This is a genomic window from Solwaraspora sp. WMMD406 (assembly GCF_029626025.1).
In the GTDB taxonomy this organism is placed as follows: Bacteria; Actinomycetota; Actinomycetes; order Mycobacteriales; family Micromonosporaceae; genus Micromonospora_E.
Genome location: NZ_JARUBF010000001.1, coordinates 5517124 through 5537774 on the forward strand (window position 1 = coordinate 5517124; position 20651 = coordinate 5537774).

General features: G+C 71.5%; 15 protein-coding genes and 1 pseudogene. 1 reads left to right on the forward strand and 15 read right to left on the reverse strand.

Features of this window, described 5'->3' with window-relative positions:
* Window positions 1-5: 5 nt before the first annotated feature.
* The 13 genes from trmD to ftsY all read right to left on the reverse strand — a co-directional run bounded on the left by trmD (window position 6) and on the right by ftsY (window position 13942).
* Window positions 6-779, reverse strand: a complete 774-nt coding sequence (trmD, locus tag O7632_RS24400; protein WP_278120340.1) for a tRNA (guanosine(37)-N1)-methyltransferase TrmD — start codon at window positions 777-779, stop codon at window positions 6-8.
* 98 nt (window positions 780-877) lie between these two features.
* Window positions 878-1465, reverse strand: a complete 588-nt coding sequence (rimM, locus tag O7632_RS24405) for a ribosome maturation factor RimM (RefSeq protein WP_278120342.1) — start codon at window positions 1463-1465, stop codon at window positions 878-880.
* A gap of 2 nt (window positions 1466-1467) precedes the next feature.
* Window positions 1468-1728: an RNA-binding protein gene (locus O7632_RS24410; RefSeq protein WP_199757474.1), complete on the reverse strand. Its 261-nt coding sequence runs from the start codon at window positions 1726-1728 to the stop codon at window positions 1468-1470.
* Complete coding sequence (gene rpsP, locus O7632_RS24415) at window positions 1703-2209, reverse strand: 30S ribosomal protein S16 (protein ID WP_278120344.1); 507 nt, start codon at window positions 2207-2209, stop codon at window positions 1703-1705. The genes O7632_RS24410 and rpsP overlap by 26 nt, the downstream gene beginning before the upstream one ends.
* A 257-nt stretch (window positions 2210-2466) precedes the next feature.
* Window positions 2467-3117, reverse strand: a complete 651-nt coding sequence (locus O7632_RS24420; RefSeq protein WP_278117547.1) for a DUF402 domain-containing protein — start codon at window positions 3115-3117, stop codon at window positions 2467-2469.
* 202 nt (window positions 3118-3319) lie between these two features.
* Window positions 3320-4726: a proline--tRNA ligase gene (gene proS, locus O7632_RS24425; protein WP_278117549.1), complete on the reverse strand. Its 1407-nt coding sequence runs from the start codon at window positions 4724-4726 to the stop codon at window positions 3320-3322.
* 32 nt (window positions 4727-4758) lie between these two features.
* On the reverse strand, window positions 4759-5850 hold the full coding sequence (locus O7632_RS24430; protein ID WP_278117550.1) for an amidohydrolase family protein: 1092 nt from the start codon (window positions 5848-5850) through the stop codon (window positions 4759-4761).
* A gap of 8 nt (window positions 5851-5858) precedes the next feature.
* On the reverse strand, window positions 5859-7418 hold the full coding sequence (gene ffh / locus O7632_RS24435) for a signal recognition particle protein (protein ID WP_278117552.1): 1560 nt from the start codon (window positions 7416-7418) through the stop codon (window positions 5859-5861).
* Between the two features lie 175 nt (window positions 7419-7593).
* The gene (locus tag O7632_RS24440; RefSeq protein ID WP_347403645.1) at window positions 7594-9846 is read right to left on the reverse strand and encodes a [protein-PII] uridylyltransferase; all 2253 of its coding nucleotides are present in this window, start codon (window positions 9844-9846) and stop codon (window positions 7594-7596) included.
* A 22-nt stretch (window positions 9847-9868) separates the two neighbouring features.
* Entirely contained in the window at window positions 9869-10207 is a 339-nt protein-coding gene (locus O7632_RS24445) for a P-II family nitrogen regulator (protein WP_199757473.1), read from the reverse strand.
* A gap of 24 nt (window positions 10208-10231) precedes the next feature.
* Complete coding sequence (locus O7632_RS24450; RefSeq protein WP_278120346.1) at window positions 10232-11485, reverse strand: ammonium transporter; 1254 nt, start codon at window positions 11483-11485, stop codon at window positions 10232-10234.
* Window positions 11486-11893: 408 nt separating this feature from the next.
* Window positions 11894-12724 carry an aminoglycoside phosphotransferase family protein gene (locus tag O7632_RS24455; protein ID WP_278117556.1) on the reverse strand — a complete coding sequence of 277 codons (831 nt, stop codon included), beginning with the start codon at window positions 12722-12724 and terminating at the stop codon, window positions 11894-11896.
* Between the two features lie 6 nt (window positions 12725-12730).
* Window positions 12731-13942 (reverse strand): signal recognition particle-docking protein FtsY, encoded by a 1212-nt coding sequence (gene ftsY / locus O7632_RS24460; protein ID WP_278117557.1) that lies wholly within the window; start codon window positions 13940-13942, stop codon window positions 12731-12733.
* A gap of 481 nt (window positions 13943-14423) precedes the next feature.
* Between ftsY and O7632_RS24465 the strand changes: the two genes are divergently transcribed.
* On the forward strand, window positions 14424-16235 hold the full coding sequence (locus tag O7632_RS24465) for an alkaline phosphatase D family protein (RefSeq protein ID WP_278120347.1): 1812 nt from the start codon (window positions 14424-14426) through the stop codon (window positions 16233-16235).
* A 130-nt stretch (window positions 16236-16365) separates the two neighbouring features.
* Here the strand turns inward: O7632_RS24465 and smc are convergent.
* Window positions 16366-19926: pseudogene (gene smc, locus O7632_RS24470) on the reverse strand (chromosome segregation protein SMC); the annotation flags it as partial.
* A 371-nt stretch (window positions 19927-20297) separates the two neighbouring features.
* Window positions 20298-20492 (reverse strand): hypothetical protein, encoded by a 195-nt coding sequence (locus O7632_RS24475; RefSeq protein ID WP_278117558.1) that lies wholly within the window; start codon window positions 20490-20492, stop codon window positions 20298-20300.
* Window positions 20493-20651 lie beyond the last annotated feature (159 nt).

Sequence of the window (20651 nt, forward strand, 5' to 3'; positions counted from 1 at the left end):
CCCCACTACTCTGCCATATCGGCGGCCGGGACCTGAAATCCGGCCGCCGCCAACAGCGCGATGTCCGCTTCATCCAGACTCGCCGGGGACAGTTGCGCAATCATGTCCGGCCGGCGCGCGGCGGTACGCAACAACGCCTGCTCCCGACGCCAGCGGGCGATCCGACCGTGGTCGCCGGAGCGCAGGATCGCCGGCACCTCGTGCCCACGCCACTGCGGCGGCTTGGTGTAGACCGGCGCCTCCAGCAGTCCGTGCGCGTGCGACTCATCGGCCAACGACCCGGCGTTGCCGAGCACCCCGGGAATGAGCCGCACCACGGCCTCCAAGACGACCAGGACGGCCACCTCACCCCCGAAGAGGACGAAATCACCGAGCGACACCTCGGTCACCGGCATCCGGGTCGCGGCGTCGTCGATCACGCGCTGGTCGATCCCCTCGTACCGGCCACAGGCGAAGATCAGCCGGGACTCCCGGGCGAACCGCTCGGCTGTCGACTGGGTGAATCGTCGCCCGGCCGGAGAGGGCACCACCAGTCGGGCCGGTGGCCGGTTCGCTGCCGTCAGTTCCTCCAGCGCGGCCCCCCACGGCTCGGGTCGCATCACCATCCCGGCCCCGCCACCGTACGGCGTGTCGTCCACCGTACGGTGCACGTCGTGGGTCCAGTCCCGCAGGTCGTGCACGGCCACGTCGAGCAGTCCCGAACGGCGGGCCCGGCCGATCAAGGACAACTCCAGCGGAGCGAGGTACTCGGGGAAGATCGTCACCACGTCGACCCGCAGCCCGGCGGCCCGCGACGGCGGCCCGACCCCGTCGGCGACGGCCCGGTCACCGGTCGCCGGGGTCACCTCGGCTGCCTGCCCGGGAGTCTGCGCGGCGGTCACAGGTCGAACAGGCCGGCTGGAGCGTCGACCACCACCCGGCCACCCGGTAGGTCGACCTCGGGAACGATCGCCCGGACGAACGGCACGAGCGCGCTGCGCCCGTCCGGGCGGCGCAACACGAGCAGATCGGACGCGGGTGCGTGATCGATCCGGGTCACCTCACCGAGGCGTTCCCCTGTCGGCGACACGGCAACCAGACCGACCAGTTGATGATCACGGTACTCGTCCGGATCGTCGGGATCGGCGATTTCGGAGCTCTCCACACAGAGCAGCACACCGCGCAACGTCTCGGCGACGTCTCGGTCGGCGACACCGGCGAACAACACCAGTGGCCGCCCCTGATGCCAGCGGACCGTATCGACGGTGAGCCGCTCGGGAATCCGCACCTGGACCGCCCCGGACGGCAGCGACCCCACGACCGGTTCGTCGGACGCGGCGGAGCCGCGCGACACCGCAGCGGTCGCCGGATCGGTGACGAACACCGATCCGGCGACGAAGCGAATCTCCGGTTCATCGGTCCGTACCTCGACGGTGACCTCGCCCCGGACGCCGTGCGGTCGACCGACTCGGCCGACAACGAGCAACATCAGTAGGAATCGACGATGTCGACGCGGACGCCACGGCCGCCGATCGACCCGATGACCTGGCGTAACGCCTTGGCGGTGCGCCCACCACGGCCGATCACCGTACCGAGATCCTCGGGATGCACCCGGACCTCCAGGCGCTTGCCCCGACGCGAGTCGACCAGCCGCACCCGAACGTCGTCCGGGTGGGTGACGATCCCCTTGACCAGGTGCTCCAGCGCGGGCCGGAGAACCATGTCAGGCCTGCTCGCTGGAGCCGGCACCAGCGGGCTCCTCGGTCGCGGCCGGCGCCTCGGCGGCTGGCTCGGCGGCCGCCTCGGCCTTCGGTTCGGCCTTCGGTTCGGCCTTCGGCTCCGCCTTCTTCTCGGCCTTCTTCGCCGGTTTGGTCGGCGTGTCGGCGACGCCGGCCGCAGCCTTGGCCTCCGCCTCGTACGCCGCCTTGCGGTCGGCCCGCTCGGGGGCGATCAGCAGCGGCTCCGGTGCCGGCAGTCCCTTGAACTTCTGCCAGTCGCCGGTCTTTTCCAGCAGGCGCTGGACGGCCTCGCTCGGCTGCGCGCCGACCGAGAGCCAGTACTGGATGCGGTCCGAGGTCACCTCGATGACCGACGGGTCTTCCTTCGGGTGGTAGATCCCGACGAACTCGATCGCCCGCCCGTCACGCTTGGTGCGTGAGTCGGCGACGACAATGCGGTACTGCGGGTTGCGGATCTTGCCCATCCGCAGAAGCCGGATCTTTACGGCCACGGTTTGTTCGCTCCTGTTGCGATCTTCACCGACCCCGAGGGCGGTGCGCGGGTGAACGCCGACCGGCACAGTGGGGTTGGGCCAGAGGCAGCTCGGGTGGACTGGTGACGTGCCCGGGTAGAGGGCGCCGGACACGTACCGGATACCAACTGGCTATTGTGCCAGACGGTCCCCCTACGGCCACAGCCGGAGGGGCCGGGTCAGCCGGGGCATCGACAGCGCCGACAGCGCCCACGACGCCGACCGTCGCCATGGGATCACCCGACCGCCGGCGGTCGATCCCAGCCAAGCGGCAGTTCAGCCGGCGGCGACCAGGACGGTTCCGGACGAAAGTCGCACCAGGTGCCGTCGAACGGGAACTCGCCCGCTTCGGCGATCGTGATGACGCGCCGTCCTTCGGCCCGGACGGCGGCCTCGTCGCGGACCCAGTAGTGCTCGGGGAAAGCCAGCCGCTCGACGAACTCTTCCTCGTCCTTCCAGGTCCAGCTCCGGTCCGGTCGGATCACCACGTCCAGATCCTGGTCGACGACATCCACTCCGGCCAGCTCGTCGTCGGCCCACCGGACGCCGGGCTCCTCGAGGTTGACGTACCAGTTGAGGAACTGGTGGTCGTCGTCCCGGAACCACCAGACGGAGTGCGCCGCCCCGGTCGGCAGGAACTTGAGCACCGGCGGGCCGAGCCAGAAACCGTGCTTGATCTGGTAGGAGCGGGTGATCCACTCGGTGAACGGCATCGCCCGCATGCCACGTCCGTCGTCGGCGACCTCGTTGGCCACCGGGCTGCCCCGGTCGAGCCACACCAGCAGGCCGTGCTCGTCGTCGGAGACGACCCGAGCCGGCCGGACCCAGCCGAGCCGGCCCCGGCGTACGTTCCGGTGCATGATCAACTGACCAGGCTGAAACCGCATGGCATCTCCCTCGTTCATGAGGCCCAACGACGATGCCGCCGGCGCGAGACACAGCCGCACGCGCGGCGCGAGACACAGCCGCACGCGCGGCGCGAGACACAGCCGCACGCGCGGCGCGAGACACAGCCGCACGCGCGGCGCGAGACACAGCCGCACGCGCGGCGGGCTGACGATCGCCCGGTAGAAACGGATGGGCGGACGGTCAGTAGGACCGGGCCAGCACCGCGACCAGGTCGGGCTCGTCGTCGGAGTCCGGCACCGACCCGTCCGCCCGCAGCAGGCAACGTACGGTCACGCCTTGGGCGTTGGCGTCGGCCTCACCCGCCGCGCCAACGGCCGACCACGGCACCCGGGCCCATCCGGTCGCCGCGGCGGCGATCGCGTCGGTGAGGGTGCCGACCTGCACGGTGCGCGACTCGCGCAACGCCAGCGCCTGGTCGTACAGCGCCTGCTGGTCGGCGTCGAGCGCCGCCCGGACCGCGCCGACGACGTCGGCCACCGCGACCGGGGTCTTCGACCCGTCGGTACGCCGGACCAGCACCGCGTTGCCGGCGGCGAGATCCCGTGGGCCGACCTCGATCCGTACCGGATAGCCCTTGAGCTCGGCGTCGACGGCCCGCCGGCCGAACGGGGTGTCCACCCGGTCGTCGAGTGCGACCCGCAGCCCGGCGTCACGCAGCGCGTCACGCAGCTTGGTCGCCGCTTCCCCCACCCCGTCGCCGGCCTTGACCACCATCACGTACGCCTGGATCGGTGCCAATCGGGGCGGCACCCGCAGCCCGTCGTCGTCGCCGTGCACCATGATCAGCCCGCCGAGCATCCGGGTGGAGACCCCCCAGGACGTGGTCCAGGCGTGCTCGACGGTCCGCTCGGCGGAGGTGTAGGTGATGTCGAACGCCCGGGCGAAGTTCTGGCCGAGTTCGTGCGAGGTGCCCAGCTGTAGCGCCTTGCCGTCGCCCATCATCCCTTCGAGGGTGTACGTGCTGGTGGCACCGGCGAAGCGCTCGCGGGCGGTCTTCCGGCCCACCAGGACCGGGATGCCGAGTACGTTGACCATGAAGTCCTCGTACACCTCGTGCAGGATCCGCCGGGCGTAGGCGCGGGCGTCAGCCTCGTCGACGTGCGCGGTGTGCCCTTCCTGCCAGAGGAACTCGCTGGTGCGCAGGAACACCCGGGGGCGCAGCTCCCAGCGCACCACGTTGGCCCACTGGTTGAGCAGCAGCGGCAGGTCCCGGTAGGAGTCGACCCATTTGGCCATGAACTCGCCGATGACGGTCTCGCTGGTCGGGCGGACGACGACCGGCTCGGCGAGCTGCTTGCCGCCGCCGTGGGTGACGACCGCCAGCTCCGGGGAGAAGCCTTCGACGTGTTCGGCCTCCCGGCGCAGGTAGCTCTCCGGGATGAACAGCGGAAAGTAGGCGTTCTCCGCTCCGGCGGCCTTGATCCGGTCGTCCATCTCGGACTGCATCCGCTCCCAGATGGCGTATCCGGCGGGCCGGATCACCATGGTGCCGCGCACCGGGCCGTTGTCGGCGAGTTGCGCCTTGGCGATCAGATCCTGGTACCAGCGGGGGAAGTCCTCCGCACGAGGTGTGAGCACGCGGGCCATGACCGGACATCCTATGCGCCGCCGGTGACGGGTCAGCGCAGGACCCGGCCGCGCAGGACGATCCGCTGTGGGGCGCGGACCACCCGCAGGTCGACGCGGGGGTCGGTCGGGTAGACGACCAGGTCGGCCAGCCCGCCCTCGACCAGGCCGGGGAAGCCGAGCCAGTCGCGGGCCGCCCAGGACGCGGCGGCCAGGACCGCCTCTGCCGGCATGCCGGCCTGTTCGTGCAGGGTGAGCATTTCGTCGGCGGCCCGGCCGTGGTCGATGCCGCCCCCGGCGTCGGTGCCGACGAAGATCGGTACGCCGGCGGCGTGTGCGGCGCGCACCACCTCCGGGAAGCCGTCGCGCAGTGCGAGCATGTGGTCGGCGTACCGGGGGAACTTGTCCCGGGCCCGGTCGGCGATGCCGCCGAACGTGGCGATGTTGATCATCGTGGGGACGAGGGCGATCCGGCGTCGGGCCATCTCGTCAACGAGGTCGAGGCTCAGTCCGGTGCCGTGCTCCACCGAGTCGACCCCGGCCCGGACCAGGATCTCCACCGCCGTCTCGTCGAAGGTGTGCACGGCGACCCGGGCACCGGCGCGGTGCGCGGCGTGAACCGCCTCGGTCATCGCGTCGGCTTCCCAGGCGGGGGCGAGATCGCCGACCGAGCGTTCGATCCAGTCGCCGACCAGCTTCACCCAGCCGTTGCCGGCCTTGGCCTGGGCGACCACCGCCTCGGACAGTTCGGCCGCCGGCACCTCGACGCCGATGTCGCGCAGGTAGCGGCGGGGCGGCGCGACGTGCCGGCCGGCTCGGGCCAGCCGGGGCAGGTCCGGTTCGTCGTCGAGTTCGGGATAGGGGTACGGCGAACCGGCGTCGCGCAGCGCCAGCACGCCGGTGTCCCGGTCGGTACGGGCCAGGCGGCGCGCGTCGTCGAGGGAGGTGATGGGTGCGCCGCCGCGCGCGATGCCGAGGTGACAGTGGGCGTCGACCAGGCCCGGCAGGAGGAATCCGCCGTCGACCACCGTGGTGGCCCCGGGCACCGGTTCGAAGGTGATCCGGTCGCCGACCAGCCACAGGTCACGGGTCTGGTCGTCAGGTAGGGCGACCCCTCGGACGTGCAGCGCGGTGGGCGCGGTCACGGCCGTACTCAGTCCTTGTCCCGTTTGTTCAGCTTGTTGAAGTCGATCTTGGGCAGTTTGAATCCGGGTGGCAGACCGTCCGCCCCGCCGCCGCCGAGCGCGCCCGGGTCCAGCCCGGGCGGCAGCTGCGGCATGCCGCCCGGGAAACCGGCGGGCATGCCGCCGGCCCGCTGGCGGGAGCCGCCCCGCGCGCCGCCCTTGGTGCCCTTGCGCTTGTTCTTCGGCGACTTCGTGGCCTTGCGCCGCCCGCCGCCGGGCAGGCCCATCATGCCGCCCATCTGCTTCATCATCTTCTGTGCCTCGGTGAAACGGTTGAGCAGCTGGTTGACGTCCATCACGGTGACGCCCGAGCCGTTGGCGATCCGAGCCCGCCGCGACCCGTTGATGATCTTCGGGTTGGACCGCTCCCCCGGCGTCATCGACCGGATGATCGCGGTGACCTTGTCGAAGTGCTTGTCGTCGACCTCGGCCAGCTGGTCCTTCATCTGCCCCATGCCGGGCATCATCGCCAGCACGTTGGCGATCGGCCCCATCCGCCGTACCGCGATGAGCTGGTCGAGGAAGTCCTCCAGGGTGAACTGCTCACCGCCCATCAGCTTGGCGGTCATCTTCTCCTTCTGATCGGCGTCGAAGGCCTGTTCGGCCTGCTCGATCAGAGTGAGCACGTCGCCCATGCCGAGGATCCGGCTGGCCATCCGGTCCGGGTGGAAGACGTCGAAGTCGGCGAGCTGCTCACCGGTGGAGGCGAACAGGATCGGCTGCCCGGTGACCTCCCGGACGGACAGCGCCGCACCGCCCCGGGCGTCGCCGTCGAGCTTCGACAGCACCACCCCGGTGATCCCGACCCCGTCGCGGAACGCCTCGGCGGTCCGGACCGCGTCCTGGCCCACCATCGCGTCGATGACGAAGACCACTTCGTCGGGGTCGACCGCGTCACGGATCGCGGCGGCCTGCGCCATCATCTCCGCGTCGATGCCGAGCCGGCCGGCGGTGTCCACGATGACGATGTCCCGGGCCGTACGGCGGGCGTGGTCGATCGACGCCTTCGCCACGGCGACCGGATCGCCGACCCCGTTGCCCGGCTCGGGCGCGAAGACCTCGACGCCGGCCCGGCCGCCGAGCACCTGCAACTGGCCGACCGCGTTGGGTCGCTGCAGGTCGGCGGCGACCAGCAGCGGCTGGTGCCCCTGGCTCTTCAACCAGCGGGCCAGTTTGCCGGCCAGGGTCGTCTTGCCGGAACCCTGCAGACCGGCCAGCATGACGACCGTCGGTGGCTGTTTGGCGAACTGGAGCCGGCGCTGCTCGCCACCGAGGATCGCAACGAGCTCCTCATGCACGATCTTGACGACCTGCTGGGCGGGATTCAACGCCTGGGAGACCTCGGCGCCCCGGGCCCGCTCCTTGATCCGGTTGATGAACGCCTTGACCACCGGCAGCGCGACATCGGCCTCCAGCAGGGCCAGCCGGATCTCGCGCGCGGTCGCGTCGATGTCGGCGTCGGTAAGCCGGCCCTTGCCCCGGAGCTTGGTGAAGATCCCGGACAGCCGATCACTCAAAGTGTCAAACACGACGCAACATCCCGTATGTCGATCCGACAGGGCAACTGGCGGCGGCACCCGGCGGCGTGGGCCCCGGCCACGCCGAGCGGCTCGACGCGATCGGCACCCGAACGACTCGGCACACCCGACCTCCGCAAGCGTAACCGGGCGCTTGCCGGCCCGCCCGCGCCGGGCGGCACCCGGCTCAGCCGGCGGCGGCGAGCACGGCGGCTTCCAGCCGGTCCCGCTCCGCGTCGTCGGGTCCCGCGCCGACGAGATAGAACGCGTCGACCACGTCACCGCCGAGCGTGGAGATCCGGGCCGCCCGTACCTGGGCACCGGCCTCGTCCAGCGCGGTGGTCACCCGATAGAGCAGGCCGGCCGAGTCGGCGGCCCGCAGCTCCAGCACGACCGCGTCGGTGGCGGCTTCCCGGTGCCAGACGATACGCGGATCGGCCCCGGCCCGGCGGGCGGCGAGCGCCCGCCCCCGCAGCCGCTGGGTCACCGACACGTCTCCGGTGACCGCCCGGCGCAGGTCGGCGGCGAGCGCCACGGTGTCCGGCGGCGTACCGTAGCGCGGCTGCACCCGGAACTCGACCAGAGCCCGACCGTCGATAGTGGAGGCATCTGCGGTCAGTACGTCCAGCCGGTGCAGGGCGAGACACCCGGCGACCGCGGCGAGCAGGCCGTGCCGGTCGGCGGCGGCCACCGCGACCCGGTCGTCACCATCGATGTGTACGGCCGGCAGCGGCCCGGCCACCAGCGCCGGATCCGGGGCCGGCGGATCGGGCAGCACGCCGGTGTCCAGCGCGGTGTGCACCCGGCGGACCAGCTCGGCGATCAGCCGCCCCTTCCAGGCCGACCAGGCCGCCGGACCGGTGGCGTGCGCGTCGGCGCGGGCCAGGCCGTGCAGCAGGGCGAGGGTGGTGGTGTCCCCGACCGCCTCGGCCACCCGCGAGATCGTCACCGGATCGCTCAGGTCGCGACGGGTGGCCACCTCCGGCAGCAGCAGGTGCAGCCGGACCAGCTTCTCGATCGTCGCCACGTCGGCCGGCGGCAGCCCGACCCGGCCGGCGATGCCGGCGGCGATCGGCGCGCCGACCGTGCTGTGATCGCCGGGGAGCCCTTTGCCGACGTCGTGCAGGAACGCGCCGAGCAGCAGCAGGTCCGGCCGGTCCACCTCCCGGGTGTACGCGGTCGCCTCCTGCGCGGCCTGCACCAGGTGCCGGTCGAGGGTGAACCGGTGCACCGGATTGTGCTGCGGCAGGCTGCGCATCCGGGGCCACTCGGGCAACCAGCCGTCGACCAGCCCGTACCGGTCGCAGGTCTCCCAGGTGGGCACCAGGCCGGGACCGGCGCCGAGCAGGGTGATCAGCGCGGCGCGGGCCGCGTCCGGCCAGGGCGCCGGCAGCGGCGGGCAGTACGCGGCGAGCCACTCGCAGGTGGCGCGGGCGATCGGCAGCCGGCTGGTGGCGGCGGCCGCGGCGACCCGTAGCGACAGGCTGGGGTCCGGGCGGGCGCCGATCGCGGTCCGGGCGAGGACCAGCTCGCCGTCGTGTTCGACGACGTCGCGGGCGACCGGACGGCGGACCGGCGGGCCGGTGCCGCGTCGGCGGCCGGAGCGCAGCCGTTCGGCGCTGCGCCAGGCGTCGTCGAGAGCGTGGGTGACGGTCCGGGCGTCGGAGGCGACCCGGCGCAGCAGGGTGTCCGGGTCGTCGAGGTCGAGCAGTCGGGCCACGGCGGCGCGTTCCTGCGCGACCAGCCGGTCCACCCGGCGGCCGACGGCGACGTGCAGCGCGTCGCGGGTGTCGAGCAGGCGCAGGTGCGCGGCGCGGGCGGCCGGCCGCATGCTGTCGGCGATGCCGGCGAGGGCGATTCCGCGCAGGATGCCGACGTCGCGGAGCCCGCCGGCGGCTTCCTTGAGATCGCCTTCGAGCAGGAAGGCCAGCTCACCGTGGGTGCGCCAGCGGGCCTCGGTGACCTCCCGCAGCGCTGGCAGCTGCCGGACGGCGGTGCGCCGCCACTGGTCGGTGGCGGCGTCCTGCAGCGCGGCGGTGAGCTCCCGGTCACCGGCCACGTGCCGGGCGTCGAGCAGACCGAGCGCGACCTTGACGTCGTCGTGGGCCACCGACAGCGCTTCGGGCAGCGTCCGCACCGAGTGGTCGAGGCCGAGCCGGGCGTCCCAGATCGGATACCAGATGCGGGCCGCGAGTTCGTCCATGCCGGCGACGCCTCGGTGCAGCAGCACCAGGTCGAGATCGCTGTACGGCGAGCACTGCAGCCGGCCGAGTCCACCGACCGCCACCAGGGCGACGCCGGGGAGCCCGGCCGGCAGCAGCGAGGCCAGCCAGACGTCGAGCGCCGCCGCACGCTCCACGCGTGCGGCGGCGCCGATGCCCATGGTGAGCGTCGGGCCGGGGCCGGCCCCGCCGATCTGCCGGGCCCCGACTCCGTCGATCACCTGATCTCCCGGTGCTGGATCAGAGCGCGTCGAGTCCGCGCTCACCCGTCCGGACCCGGATGACGTCCTCGACGGCCGTCACCCAGACCTTCCCGTCACCGATCTTGCCGGTCCGGGCTGCCGTGACGACGGCGTCGACGACCTTCTCGACGTCGATCTCGTCGGTCAGCACCTCGATGCGGATCTTCGGCAGGAACTCCACGGTGTACTCGGCTCCCCGGTACACCTCGGTGTGGCCCTTCTGCCGTCCGTATCCTTGGACCTCGCTCACGGTCAGGCCGGCCACGCCGAGGGCGTGCAGGGCCTCCTTCACCGCGTCGAGCTGGTACGGCTTGATGACTGCGGTCACCAGCTTCATGTCTAACCCCTCCATCAGGGAACGTTATCCGGCGACCTTTTCGCTGACCGGAGCGGACTCGCCCGATGCGGTGGGCGCCTTCCCGATGCCGGCGGCGGCGAAGCCACCACCAGAGGTGCTGCCGAACTCGTACGCGCTCTCGGCGTGTTCGGCGGTGTCGATGCCCTCGACCTCGGCGTCGGCGCTGGCCCGGAAGCCGATGGTCTTGTCGATCGCGAAGCCGATGATGTAGGCGACGACGAACGAGTAGACCAGCACCGCGACCACACCGAGCGCCTGCAGGCCGAGTAGGTCGATGCCACCGCCGTAGATCAGTCCGTCGTTGCCCTCACCCGCCAAGACCTCGACGGCCAGGAAGCCGATCAGCAGCGAACCGATGATGCCGCCGACCATGTGCACGGCGACCACGTCGAGCGAGTCGTCGTAGCCCAGCTTGTACTTCAGGCCGACCGCCAGGGCGCAGACGGCACCGGCGATGATGCCCAGCGCGATGGCACCCAGCGGCTCCAGGAACGCACAGGCCGGGGTGATCGCGACCAGACCGGCGATGGCACCGGAGGCGGCACCGAGGGTGGTCGGCTTGCCGTCACGCAGCCACTCGACGACGATCCAGCCCAGCACCGCGGCGGCCGTGGCGACCTGGGTGTTGATGAAGGCGACCGTCGCGGTGCCGTTGGCGGCCAGGGCCGAGCCGGCGTTGAAGCCGAACCAGCCGAACCAGAGCAGACCGGCACCGAGCAGGACCATCGGCAGGTTGTGCGGCTTGAACTTGTCCTTTGGCCAGCCGACCCGCTTGCCCAGCACCAGAGCCAGGGCGAGCGCGGCGGCACCGGCGTTGATGTGCACCGCGGTGCCACCGGCGAAGTCAAGGACGCCGAGCTCGAAGATCCAGCCACCGCCCCAGACCCAGTGCGCGACCGGGAAGTAGACCAGAGTCGCCCAGAGGCCCGCGAACAGCAGCCAGGCACCGAACTTCGCCCGGTCCGCGATCGCGCCACTGATCAGCGCGACGGTGATGATCGCGAACATCATCTGGAACACGACGAAGAGCAGGTCCGGGATGCCACCTTCGGTGCCGGACTCGAGCATCCCGCGCAGCCCCGCCATCGACAGGTCGCCGGTGATGCCGCCGACGTCCTCGCCGAAGGCGATGCTGTAGCCGTAGAAGACCCACAGCAGGCTGACCAGGCCGATCGCCCCGAAGCTCATCATCATCATGTTGAGCACGGACTTGGACCGCGTCATGCCACCATAGAACAGCGCCAATCCGGGCGTCATGAGCAACACCAGGGCGGCTGAAGTCAAAATCCAGGCGGTGGCACCAGAATCTAGTTCCGGCACGCTGCCTCCTCTCAGTTGGAAACAAAACCGGCACCAAGAGGCAGCATCGCCCGCTCGCCGGTTGCGCGAAGCTTGCTGGGCTGCTGTTTCACACACGGTCCCCGAGGGGTTTCCAACAGGTGACGGGTTGTTTCCAACATGTGAAGAACCGTTCACGATCCCTTGATCAGGTGGGGGCATATCAGCCGAATAGCCCACGGCGAGTGTCCGGAAGGCGACACAAGCTTGCGGCTCGGCCGGATAGGCGGTGCCGAGCGGTGAGCCAACGACACCAGACGATCCATCGGACCTGCGGCACGGCCCGTGCGACCCGGTGGCACCCGCCCACCGGAACCACTCCGCCGGTCACCGCAGGGCGTACTCCAGGATGTGCCGTTCGTAGTCGAGTAGCCGCAGATCGCGCATCGGGCGACGGAGGTGACCCTTGTGCACGATACGGACGAACGCCGGGTCGCCGGCGGCCGCCATCCGCCGGATCCCCTCCACATGGTCGACGACCCGCTTGCGGATGGTCCGGACCAGGCGGTGTCGGTCCCGGGGGATCAGGCCGTACGCGTCGGCGAACAGCCGCAGCCGGCGCGGACGGTCCGGCTGGCGCCAGCCGAGCGTGTAGGAGTCCCGGTCGGAGAAAAGCGGCACCCAGGTCCAGGCGGCATAGGCCACGTCGTAGATCCGGGCACCCGGCGACGCGAGGTCGAAGTCGATCAGCGCGAGCGTGCCGTCCGGCCGCCAGATCACGTTGTGCGGGGCGGCGTCGTGATGGCAGATCACCTCGGTGTCCGGGGGCGGCGGACCGAACGAGCGCCAGACCGCGTTGCGCGGCGGCTGGAAGCCGTACTGGGCGTCGTGGAACATCCGCAACATGGTGGCGACGGTGACCAGCGCCTCGTCGCTGACCCAGTGCGGGGCCAACGGATACTCTCCGCACTCGCCGTCGACGTAGGACAGCACCTCGCGGTTGCGTTCGTCCATGCCGAGCGCGCGCGGCGACCCGGTGAACCCGACGTACTCCAGGTGCCGCAGCAGGGCGTGCACCGAGGGTGTCCACGGGCCGACGTTGCGCCGGACGGTGTCCCCGACCCGCACCACGGTGCTGACGTTGCCACCGCGCAGGGGGATCTCATGCTGGGTCACGTACGGTCTCCCGAGACGTGGCTCCTGATCGCGATAGCTCACCCGAGGCTACGCATCCGTTCCACGAGGTTCGACACCCAGCAGGGCGTCGACAAACTGTACGGGGACAAATGGTGCGAGATCGTCCGGCCCTTCGCCGAGACCGATGAGTTTCACCGGGATGCCGAGTTTACGTTGCACCGCGATGACGATGCCTCCCTTGGCCGTGCCGTCGAGCTTGGTCAGCACCACCCCGGTGACGTCGACCGCCTCGGTGAACAGGCGGGCCTGCTCCAGGCCATTCTGACCAGTGGTCGCGTCCAGGACGAGGAGCGTCTCGTGTACCGGACCGTGCTTGCCGACCACCCGTTTGACCTTGCCCAGCTCGTCCATCAGGCCGACCTTGTTCTGCAGCCGCCCGGCCGTGTCGATCAACACCGCGTCGACCGAGGTGTCGATCCCGCGCTTCACGGCGTCGAACGCCACACTGGCCGGATCCGCCCCCTCCGGGCCACGGACCACCTCGGCGCCCACCCGGGACGCCCAGGTGGTGAGCTGATCGGCGGCTGCGGCACGGAAGGTGTCCGCCGCACCGAGCAGCACGGTGCGCCCGTCGGCGACCAGGACCCGGGCGATCTTGCCGCAGGTGGTGGTCTTACCGGCACCGTTCACCCCGACCACCAGGATCACGCTCGGCCCGCCCCCGGTGTTCAGTGTCCGGTCGAGCTGCGGATCGAGCGCGGCCACCAACTCCTCGGACAACAGGGTACGCAGCTCGTCGACGCTGCGGGTGCCGAGCACCCGGGTCCGTTCGCGCAACCGGCCCACGATGTCGCTGGTGGCGTCGATGCCGACGTCCGCGCTGATCAGGCTCTCCTCGATCTCCTCCCAGACGTCCTCGTCGAGGCGGTCGCGGGCGAGCAGGTTGAGCAGCCCCTTGCCGAGCAGACCCTGCGACCGGGACAGTCGGGCGCGCAGCCGGACCAACCTGCCGGCGGTCGGTTCCGGGCGTTCCAGCGTCGCGGGTGTCGGGGCGACCGGCTCACCGGGAGCCTGTTCCGGCTCGACCGGCGGCGCCGGTGGACGGGGCTCGACCGCGATCCCGGCCGACCGGTCGGCGTCCTCGACGGCCGGGGGGCGTTCCTCGGTGACCGTGCCTTCCGGTGGGACCGGGGGCGCCGGGGGCAACGGGGGCTGCCGACGGAACCGGGGAACCAGCAGCCCCACCCCGGCAAGCAGCAGCACACCGAGCAGGATCGCGGCGAGGACGAGGTAATCCATCCGGAAATCCTGACAGATGGCCGCCGGGTCGTCCCGCCCACCGCGCCTATCCGTGACGCCGACCCACCGGTAAGGTGTCCCCACCGTGGCGAACAGGCACGACGCCGGCAGCTGGCGCGCCGACGTGCGCAATCCGCCGCCGACTGTCGGCCGTTGGCCCGTCCGCGCCGGTGGCACCCCGGTGAAACCCAGGTGAGAGGTACGTCGCCAGGCTGGGTGATCGGTCGTCGGCAGGGGTACAACAGACTCGCGTCCCGCCCGCCCCGGCTTTCCGCACCCGCTCCCGGAGGTCGCACATGTCGCAGTCCCGACGACACCGCCGGCTGGCTCGGCCGTGACCAGCGACCCAACGCCACCGACTGGCCACGAAACGCTGCCGGCCGGCGACGAACCGCTGCCGGAGTCGCTGCTGGAGCCGACCGCGCCGCACGACGCGGGCACCCACCGCGCCGACCGTACCCACCACGGCGGCCGCGCCGACCTGCTGATCGGGCCGGTGCTGCGCCGTGTCGTCGGCGATCGGGCGACGATCTGGGTGGAAACCAGCGCGCCAGCGACGGTCCGGGTGACGGCCACGACCGCCGCGACGGGCTCGTCGGCGGCCCGCGTCACCGCGAGCGGTACGGCCCACACCTTCAGCGCGTACGACCACCATTACGCGTTGGTCGTGGTGACCGGACTCGCCGCAGGTGCCAGCGCGCGATACGAGGTCTTCCTGGACGACCGGCGGGTCTGGCCGGACCCGGAGTCGCCCTATCCGGCGAGTGTGATCCGTACCCGTCGGGACGACACCCAACCGGTACGGCTGGTCTTCGGCTCGTGCCGGGAGACCACCCAGCATTCGACCACTCGTCGGCTGCCCCCGGACGCGCTCGACGCGTACTCGCGACGTCTGATGGGTCTCGACCCGGGCGGGGACGACTGGCCGGACCTGCTGCTGCTCCTCGGTGACCAGGTCTACGCCGACGAGACCTCGCCGATGATCCAGCGGTTCCTGCGGCGCCGCCGCCGGCACCGGGGACTTCCGCCGGACGCCCCGGCCGACCAGGTGGTCAGCTACGAGGAGTACACGAAGCTCTATCTGGAGTCGTGGCGGGATCCGGAGATCCGGTGGCTGCTGTCGACCGTTCCCAGTGTGATGATCTTCGACGATCACGAAATCATCGACGACTGGAACACCTCCGCGTCCTGGCGGGCGCAGATGCGCCGGCAGAGCTGGTGGTCCGAGCGGATCAGCAGCGGCCTCGCTTCCTACTGGGTCTACCAGCACCTGGGCAACCTCAGCCCGGACGAGATCGTCGCCGACCCGGTGTACGGCAAGGTGGTCGCGGCGGCCGACGACGCCACCGAGGTGTTGCGCGAGTTCGGCGGCCGGGTGGACACCGAGTCCGGCGTCGCCCACGATTCCCGGCTCTGGGCCGAGGCCCAGTACCAGTGGAGCTATGCGCTGGATGTCGGACGGACCCGGATCGTCGTGCTGGACAACCGGTGCAGCCGGGTACTGGAGCCGGGTGCGCGGAGCATCCTTCCGGTCGGTGAGTGGTCGTGGTTCACCGACCAGGTCCACGGGCGGTACGAGCACTTGGTGGTCGGTTCGTCGTTGCCTTGGCTCATGCCGCCGGCCATCCACCATCTGGAGGCGTGGAACGAGCGGCTGGCGGAATCACCCAGGCGGTGGGTGGCCGCCGCGTCGGAACGGCTGCGTCGGGGCATTGACCTCGAACACTGGGCCGCCTTCCGACGGTCCTTCGACGACCTCGGTCACCTGTTCGCCCGGGTGGGTGCGGGCACCCGCAGCGCGGCACCGGCACCATCTGGGGCCGTGGACTCGCCGGGTGCCGAAGGGTCGATCGCCGCGGCTGGGACGACGGACACCGCGCCAGGCCGGGTGGGAGCCGGTGCGGCCTATCCGCCGCCGGCGTCGATCAGCGTGCTCTCCGGCGACGTGCACCATTCGTACGTGGCCCGGGCCGGTATGCCGGCCGAGGTCCGCACCCCGGTGCACCAGCTGACCTGTTCGCCGATCCACAACCAGGTGCCGGCACCCATGCGGCCCCTCATGCGGCTGGGTTGGTGGCGTGGTCCGGCCACGGTGCTCCGGGCGCTGGGCCGGGCGGCCGGCCTGCCGGCTCCGTCGGTGCGCTGGCGCAAGCTGGACGGCCCGTACTTCGGCAACGCGGTCAGCACGCTGGTACACGACGGGTCCACGGCCGAGGTGCTGCTGGAGGGCACGACCAAGGACGGTCACCTGCGTGAGGTCACGCGGCGGGTGCTCAGCGGGGCTCGACCGTAGCGGCGGGCTCCGGTCGCGACGTCGGAACCGTCGACGTCGGAGCAGCCGACGCCGGATCCACCGACGCCGGATCCACGGACGCCGGAGCAGCCGACGACGGGGTGTCCGAGGGGGTGTCCGACGCGGTCTTCAGCCGCTGGCTGATCACCTGGGTCACCCCGTTGCGCATGGTGACGCCGTAGAGTGCGTCCGCCACCTCCATGGTGCGCTTCTGGTGGGTGATGATGATCAGCTGGCTACGGTCCCGCAGCTGCGCCATCAGGGTGATCAGCCGGCCCAGGTTGACGTCGTCGAGGGCGGCCTCCACCTCGTCCATGATGTAGAACGGGCTGGGCCGGGCGCGGAAGATGGCGACCAGCATGGCGACGGCGGTCAGCGAACGCTCCCCGCCGGAGAGCAGCGACAGCCGCTTGATCTTCTTGCCGGGTGGCCGCGCCTCGACCTCCACCCCGGTGGTGAGCAGGTCGTCGGGGTCGGTGAGGATCAACCGGCCCTCGCCGCCGGGAAACAGCACGGTGAAGACCTGTTCGAACTCCCGGGCCGTGTCGGCGAAGGCGCTGGAGAACACCTCCAGGATTCGATCGTCCACATCGGATACGACGGTGAGCAGGTCCTTGCGGGTGGCTTTGAGGTCTTCGAGCTGGTCGGAGAGGAACTTGTAGCGTTCCTCCAACGCGGCGAACTCCTCCAACGCCAGCGGGTTGACCTTGCCGAGCAGTGCCAGCTCGCGTTCGGCCTTGGCGGCCCGTTTCTCCTGCGTCGGCCGGTCGAAGGGCACCGGCTGCGGCTCCGGTTTGCCGTCGGCGGCGGCCGTCGCCAGCTGCGCCTCGGTCGGCGGCACCGGCTGGCCGGGGCCGTACTCGGTGAGCAGCGTCTCGACGTCCAGGGCGAAATCCTCGGCGGCCTTCGCCTCCAACTGCTCGATCCGTAGCCGCTGTTCGGCCCGCGCCACCTCGTCGCGGTGCACCGCGCCGGTGAGCCGCTCCAGTTCCGTACCGAGCCGTTTGACCGCGCCCCGTACCTCCTGCAACTCGGCCTCGCGCCCGGCGCGGGCGCGGGCGATCTCGTCGCGGGTCCGGGCGGCCTCGACCAGGGACTCGGCCAGCCGGGTCAGGGCGGCGCGGGCACCGAGGCCGACCGCGCGGGCGATCTGAGCGCCCCGCGCGCGGGCGGCACGCCGGGCGGCGGCGCGTTCCCGGGCCGCCCGTTCGGCCGCCGCCTGACGCAGCAGGGAGTCGGCCCGCCCGGCGATCGAGGAAACCCGTTCCTCGGCGGTACGGACCGCGAGCCGTACCTCCATCTCGTTCTGCCGGGCACCGGGCAGCATCGCGGCGAGTTCGTCCCGTTCGGTGGTCGACGGGTCGGCGTCGATCGGGGTCGCCTCGGCGAGCCGGAGCCGCTCCTCCAGGTCGGCGAGGGTGGCCAGGTCGCGCTCGCGCGCCTCGGTCGCCTTGTCCCGGGAGGCCGCCAGCCGCTCGGCTTCGGCCCGTGCCGATCGGGCGGCGGCACCGAGTTCGGCGAGCCGGCGGGCGGCGGTGTTGCGCTGCCCCTCGGCCTGCCGGCGGGCGGCGCTCGCCTCGGCGACCAGCTCGGCGTGGGCGGCGACGACGTCGCGCGCCTCGTCGAGTTGGGCCCGCAGCTCGGCGATCTGCTCCTCGGCGGTGAGTCGGTTGGCCCGGGCTTCTTCGACCGCCGCCTGCACCTCGATGAAGCTCGGTGCCTTGGCCGATCCGCCAGCGGCGGCGTAGGCGCCGACGATGTCTCCGTCCGGGGTGACCGCCCGGAGTTGGGGATGGTCGGCCACTGCCCGCGCCGCCGCGTCGAGGTCGGCGACCAGGATCACGTCGCGTAGCGCCCAGTGCAGCGCCGGGCGCAGCGGTTCCGGGCAGCCGATCGCGTCCGGTGCCCAGGTGGCGTCCGGCGGCATGGCCGGCCGCAGCGCGTCAGCCGGCCCGATCATCCCCGGTCCGGCCGGTCCGGCCACCAGCAGACTGGCCCGCCCGGAATCCTGGATCTTGAGCAGCCGCATCGCTTCGGTGGCTTCGTCGACGCCTTCGACGGCGACCGCGTCGGCGAGACTGCCGAGCGCCGCAGCCAGCGCGGCTTCGTGGCCCGGCGCGACGGTCAGCACGCTGGCCAGGCTGCCGAGCAGGCCGGGTACCTGGTCGCCTCGGGCGAGCAGGGCACCGGCTCCGTCCGCGCGCCGCAGTCCCATCGCGAGGGCGTCTTCCCGGGCCTTCCAGGTGGCCGCTTCCTTCTCGGCCCGCCGCTCGGCGTCGGACAGCTGCCGGACCTGGGCGGTGGCGGACTCGTGCGCGGCGACCGCCTCGGCGTGCCGGGTGTCCAGGTCGGCGTTGTCCCGGTCTGCTTCGGTGGACTGCTCGGCGGCCGCGTCGAGTTCCTGTTGACTCTGGTCGGCGCGGGTCCGCGCGTCGGCGTACGCGGCGGCGAGCCGGGAGATCTCCTCGGCGGAGCTGGAGGTGCGCGCCCGGGCGGAGTTGACCTGGCCGGTCAACCGTGCCAATCCCTCGCGGCGGTCGGCGATCGCCTTCGCGGCGGCGACCAGGGCCCGCTCCGCCTCGGCGAGCTGCGCTTCCAATTGTTGGCGGGACTCGACCGCTTCGGCGAGCCGGACCTGGTCGTCGGTGAGCGCGGCGCGCAGCTCCTCCTCCTGGGCCCGGATCCGGTCGGCCTCCGCGGTGAGCTGGTCGGGGTCGCGGCCGGGGCGCTCGTCGTCCGGCACCAGCGACAGGTGTCGCAATCGTTCGCTGGCGAGTTGTTCGGTGGAGCGGAATCGTTCCTGCAGGGAGGCGAGCTTGTACCAGGTGTCCTGGGCGGAGGCCAGCAGCGGGGCGTCCTCGGCGAGCGCGGCTTCCAGTTCGGCCAGCCGTTCCTGGACCTCGGCGTGCTCGGCCTCGACCTCGGTACGCCGCTGCCGCAGCGCGGTCTCGTCGGCGATTTCCTTGTCCAGTGTGGTTCGCAGCGTGGTCAGGTCGTCGGCGAGCAGCCGGAGTCGGGCGTCGCGCAGGTCGGCCTGGATGCCGGCGGCCCGCCGGGCGACCTCGGCCTGTCGGCCGAGCGGTTTGAGCTGGCGACGCAGTTCGGCGGTCAGGTCGGTCAGCCGGTCCAGGTTGGTCTGCATCGCGGTCAGCTTGCGCAGCGCCTTTTCCTTGCGCTTGCGGTGCTTGAGCACTCCGGCGGCCTCTTCGATGAAGGCTCGCCGGTCTTCCGGCTTGGCGTGCAGTACGGCGTCGAGCTGGCCCTGGCCGACGATGACGTGCATCTCCCGGCCGATGCCGGAGTCGGAGAGCAGTTCCTGGATGTCGAGTAGCCGGCACGAGTTGCCGTTGATCTCGTATTCGCTCTCCCCGGAGCGGAACATCCGGCGGGTGATCGACACCTCGGTGTACTCGATCGGCAACGCTCCGTCGGTGTTGTCGATCGTGAGGGTGACCTCGGCCCGGCCGAGCGGTGCCCGGCCGGCGGTGCCGGCGAAGATGACGTCCTCCATCTTGCCGCCCCGGAGCGCCTTGGCGCCCTGTTCGCCGAGGACCCAGGCGATGGCGTCCACGACGTTGGACTTGCCGGAACCGTTTGGGCCGACCACGCAGGTGATCCCGGGTTCGAGCTTCAAGGTGGTGGCGGAGGCGAAGGATTTGAATCCCTTCACCGTCAAACTCTTGAGATGCACGGTGCGATTCCTCGTCCGACGGGTCGCCGTGCGGCCGTCAGTCCCTGGTCAGTACCGCACAGGTTAACCGGTCCGCGCCCAGGTCACCCGGTCCGGCGCGCAGTGCGACACCCGGGATACCGTCCGGCACCGCCGGACCTGCCCGGGATACCGTCCGGCACCGCCGGACCTGCCCGGGATACCGTCCGGCACCGCCGGGAGACGGTCGGCTGTGCCGGAGTCGGACAGTGGTGGCGCCGGCCACACGACAGCCAGCGGGCCCGGACAAAAAGGTGCGCGCCGCCACGGGTGAGGTGTCGGCGCGCTCTGGGTTACGTGCGGTAGGGATGGTGCACTGGCGGTGGGCGCCGGTCACCCGGCGCCCGGTGAGATCAGGTAAGTGCTGGCTCAGCCAGCCGGAGCAGGTCGTCTGCTTCGGCGGCCGCTGCGGCGAGCCGATCATTGTCAGCTCGCAGCCGGGTGATCTCGAACTCCAGTGCCTGCACCCTGGCACGCAATCGGGTGACCTCGTCGAGCATGCGCCGATCGGCTGCCGCACCAACGTGGCCGTAGAGGGCCTTCGCCATTTCGTCTCCTTGTAATGCGCTGCCGGAAAGGCCGGCCAACGCGCGCCCAAACTCTCGCGACTGTCAACCCCCGGGCATGCGGGGGCGCGACTGGGCGCGACTGGCGACTTCTTTATGGTCCGCCGAAGTCGTCGCTTCGTCAAGTTCCACCGGACGAGG

Excerpts from the sequence above, each read along its gene's own strand:
- O7632_RS24475 (WP_278117558.1), bottom strand. The coding sequence starts at position 20,492 with ATGGCGAAGGCCCTCTACGGCCACGTTGGTGCGGCAGCCGATCGGCGC.
- proS (WP_278117549.1), bottom strand. The coding sequence starts at position 4,726 with ATGGCCCGCGTGCTCACACCTCGTGCGGAGGACTTCCCCCGCTGGTAC.
- ftsY (WP_278117557.1), bottom strand. The coding sequence starts at position 13,942 with ATGGATTACCTCGTCCTCGCCGCGATCCTGCTCGGTGTGCTGCTGCTT.
- O7632_RS24450 (WP_278120346.1), bottom strand. The coding sequence starts at position 11,485 with ATGACGCCCGGATTGGCGCTGTTCTATGGTGGCATGACGCGGTCCAAG.
- O7632_RS24445 (WP_199757473.1), bottom strand. The coding sequence starts at position 10,207 with ATGAAGCTGGTGACCGCAGTCATCAAGCCGTACCAGCTCGACGCGGTG.
- O7632_RS24420 (WP_278117547.1), bottom strand. The coding sequence starts at position 3,117 with ATGCGGTTTCAGCCTGGTCAGTTGATCATGCACCGGAACGTACGCCGG.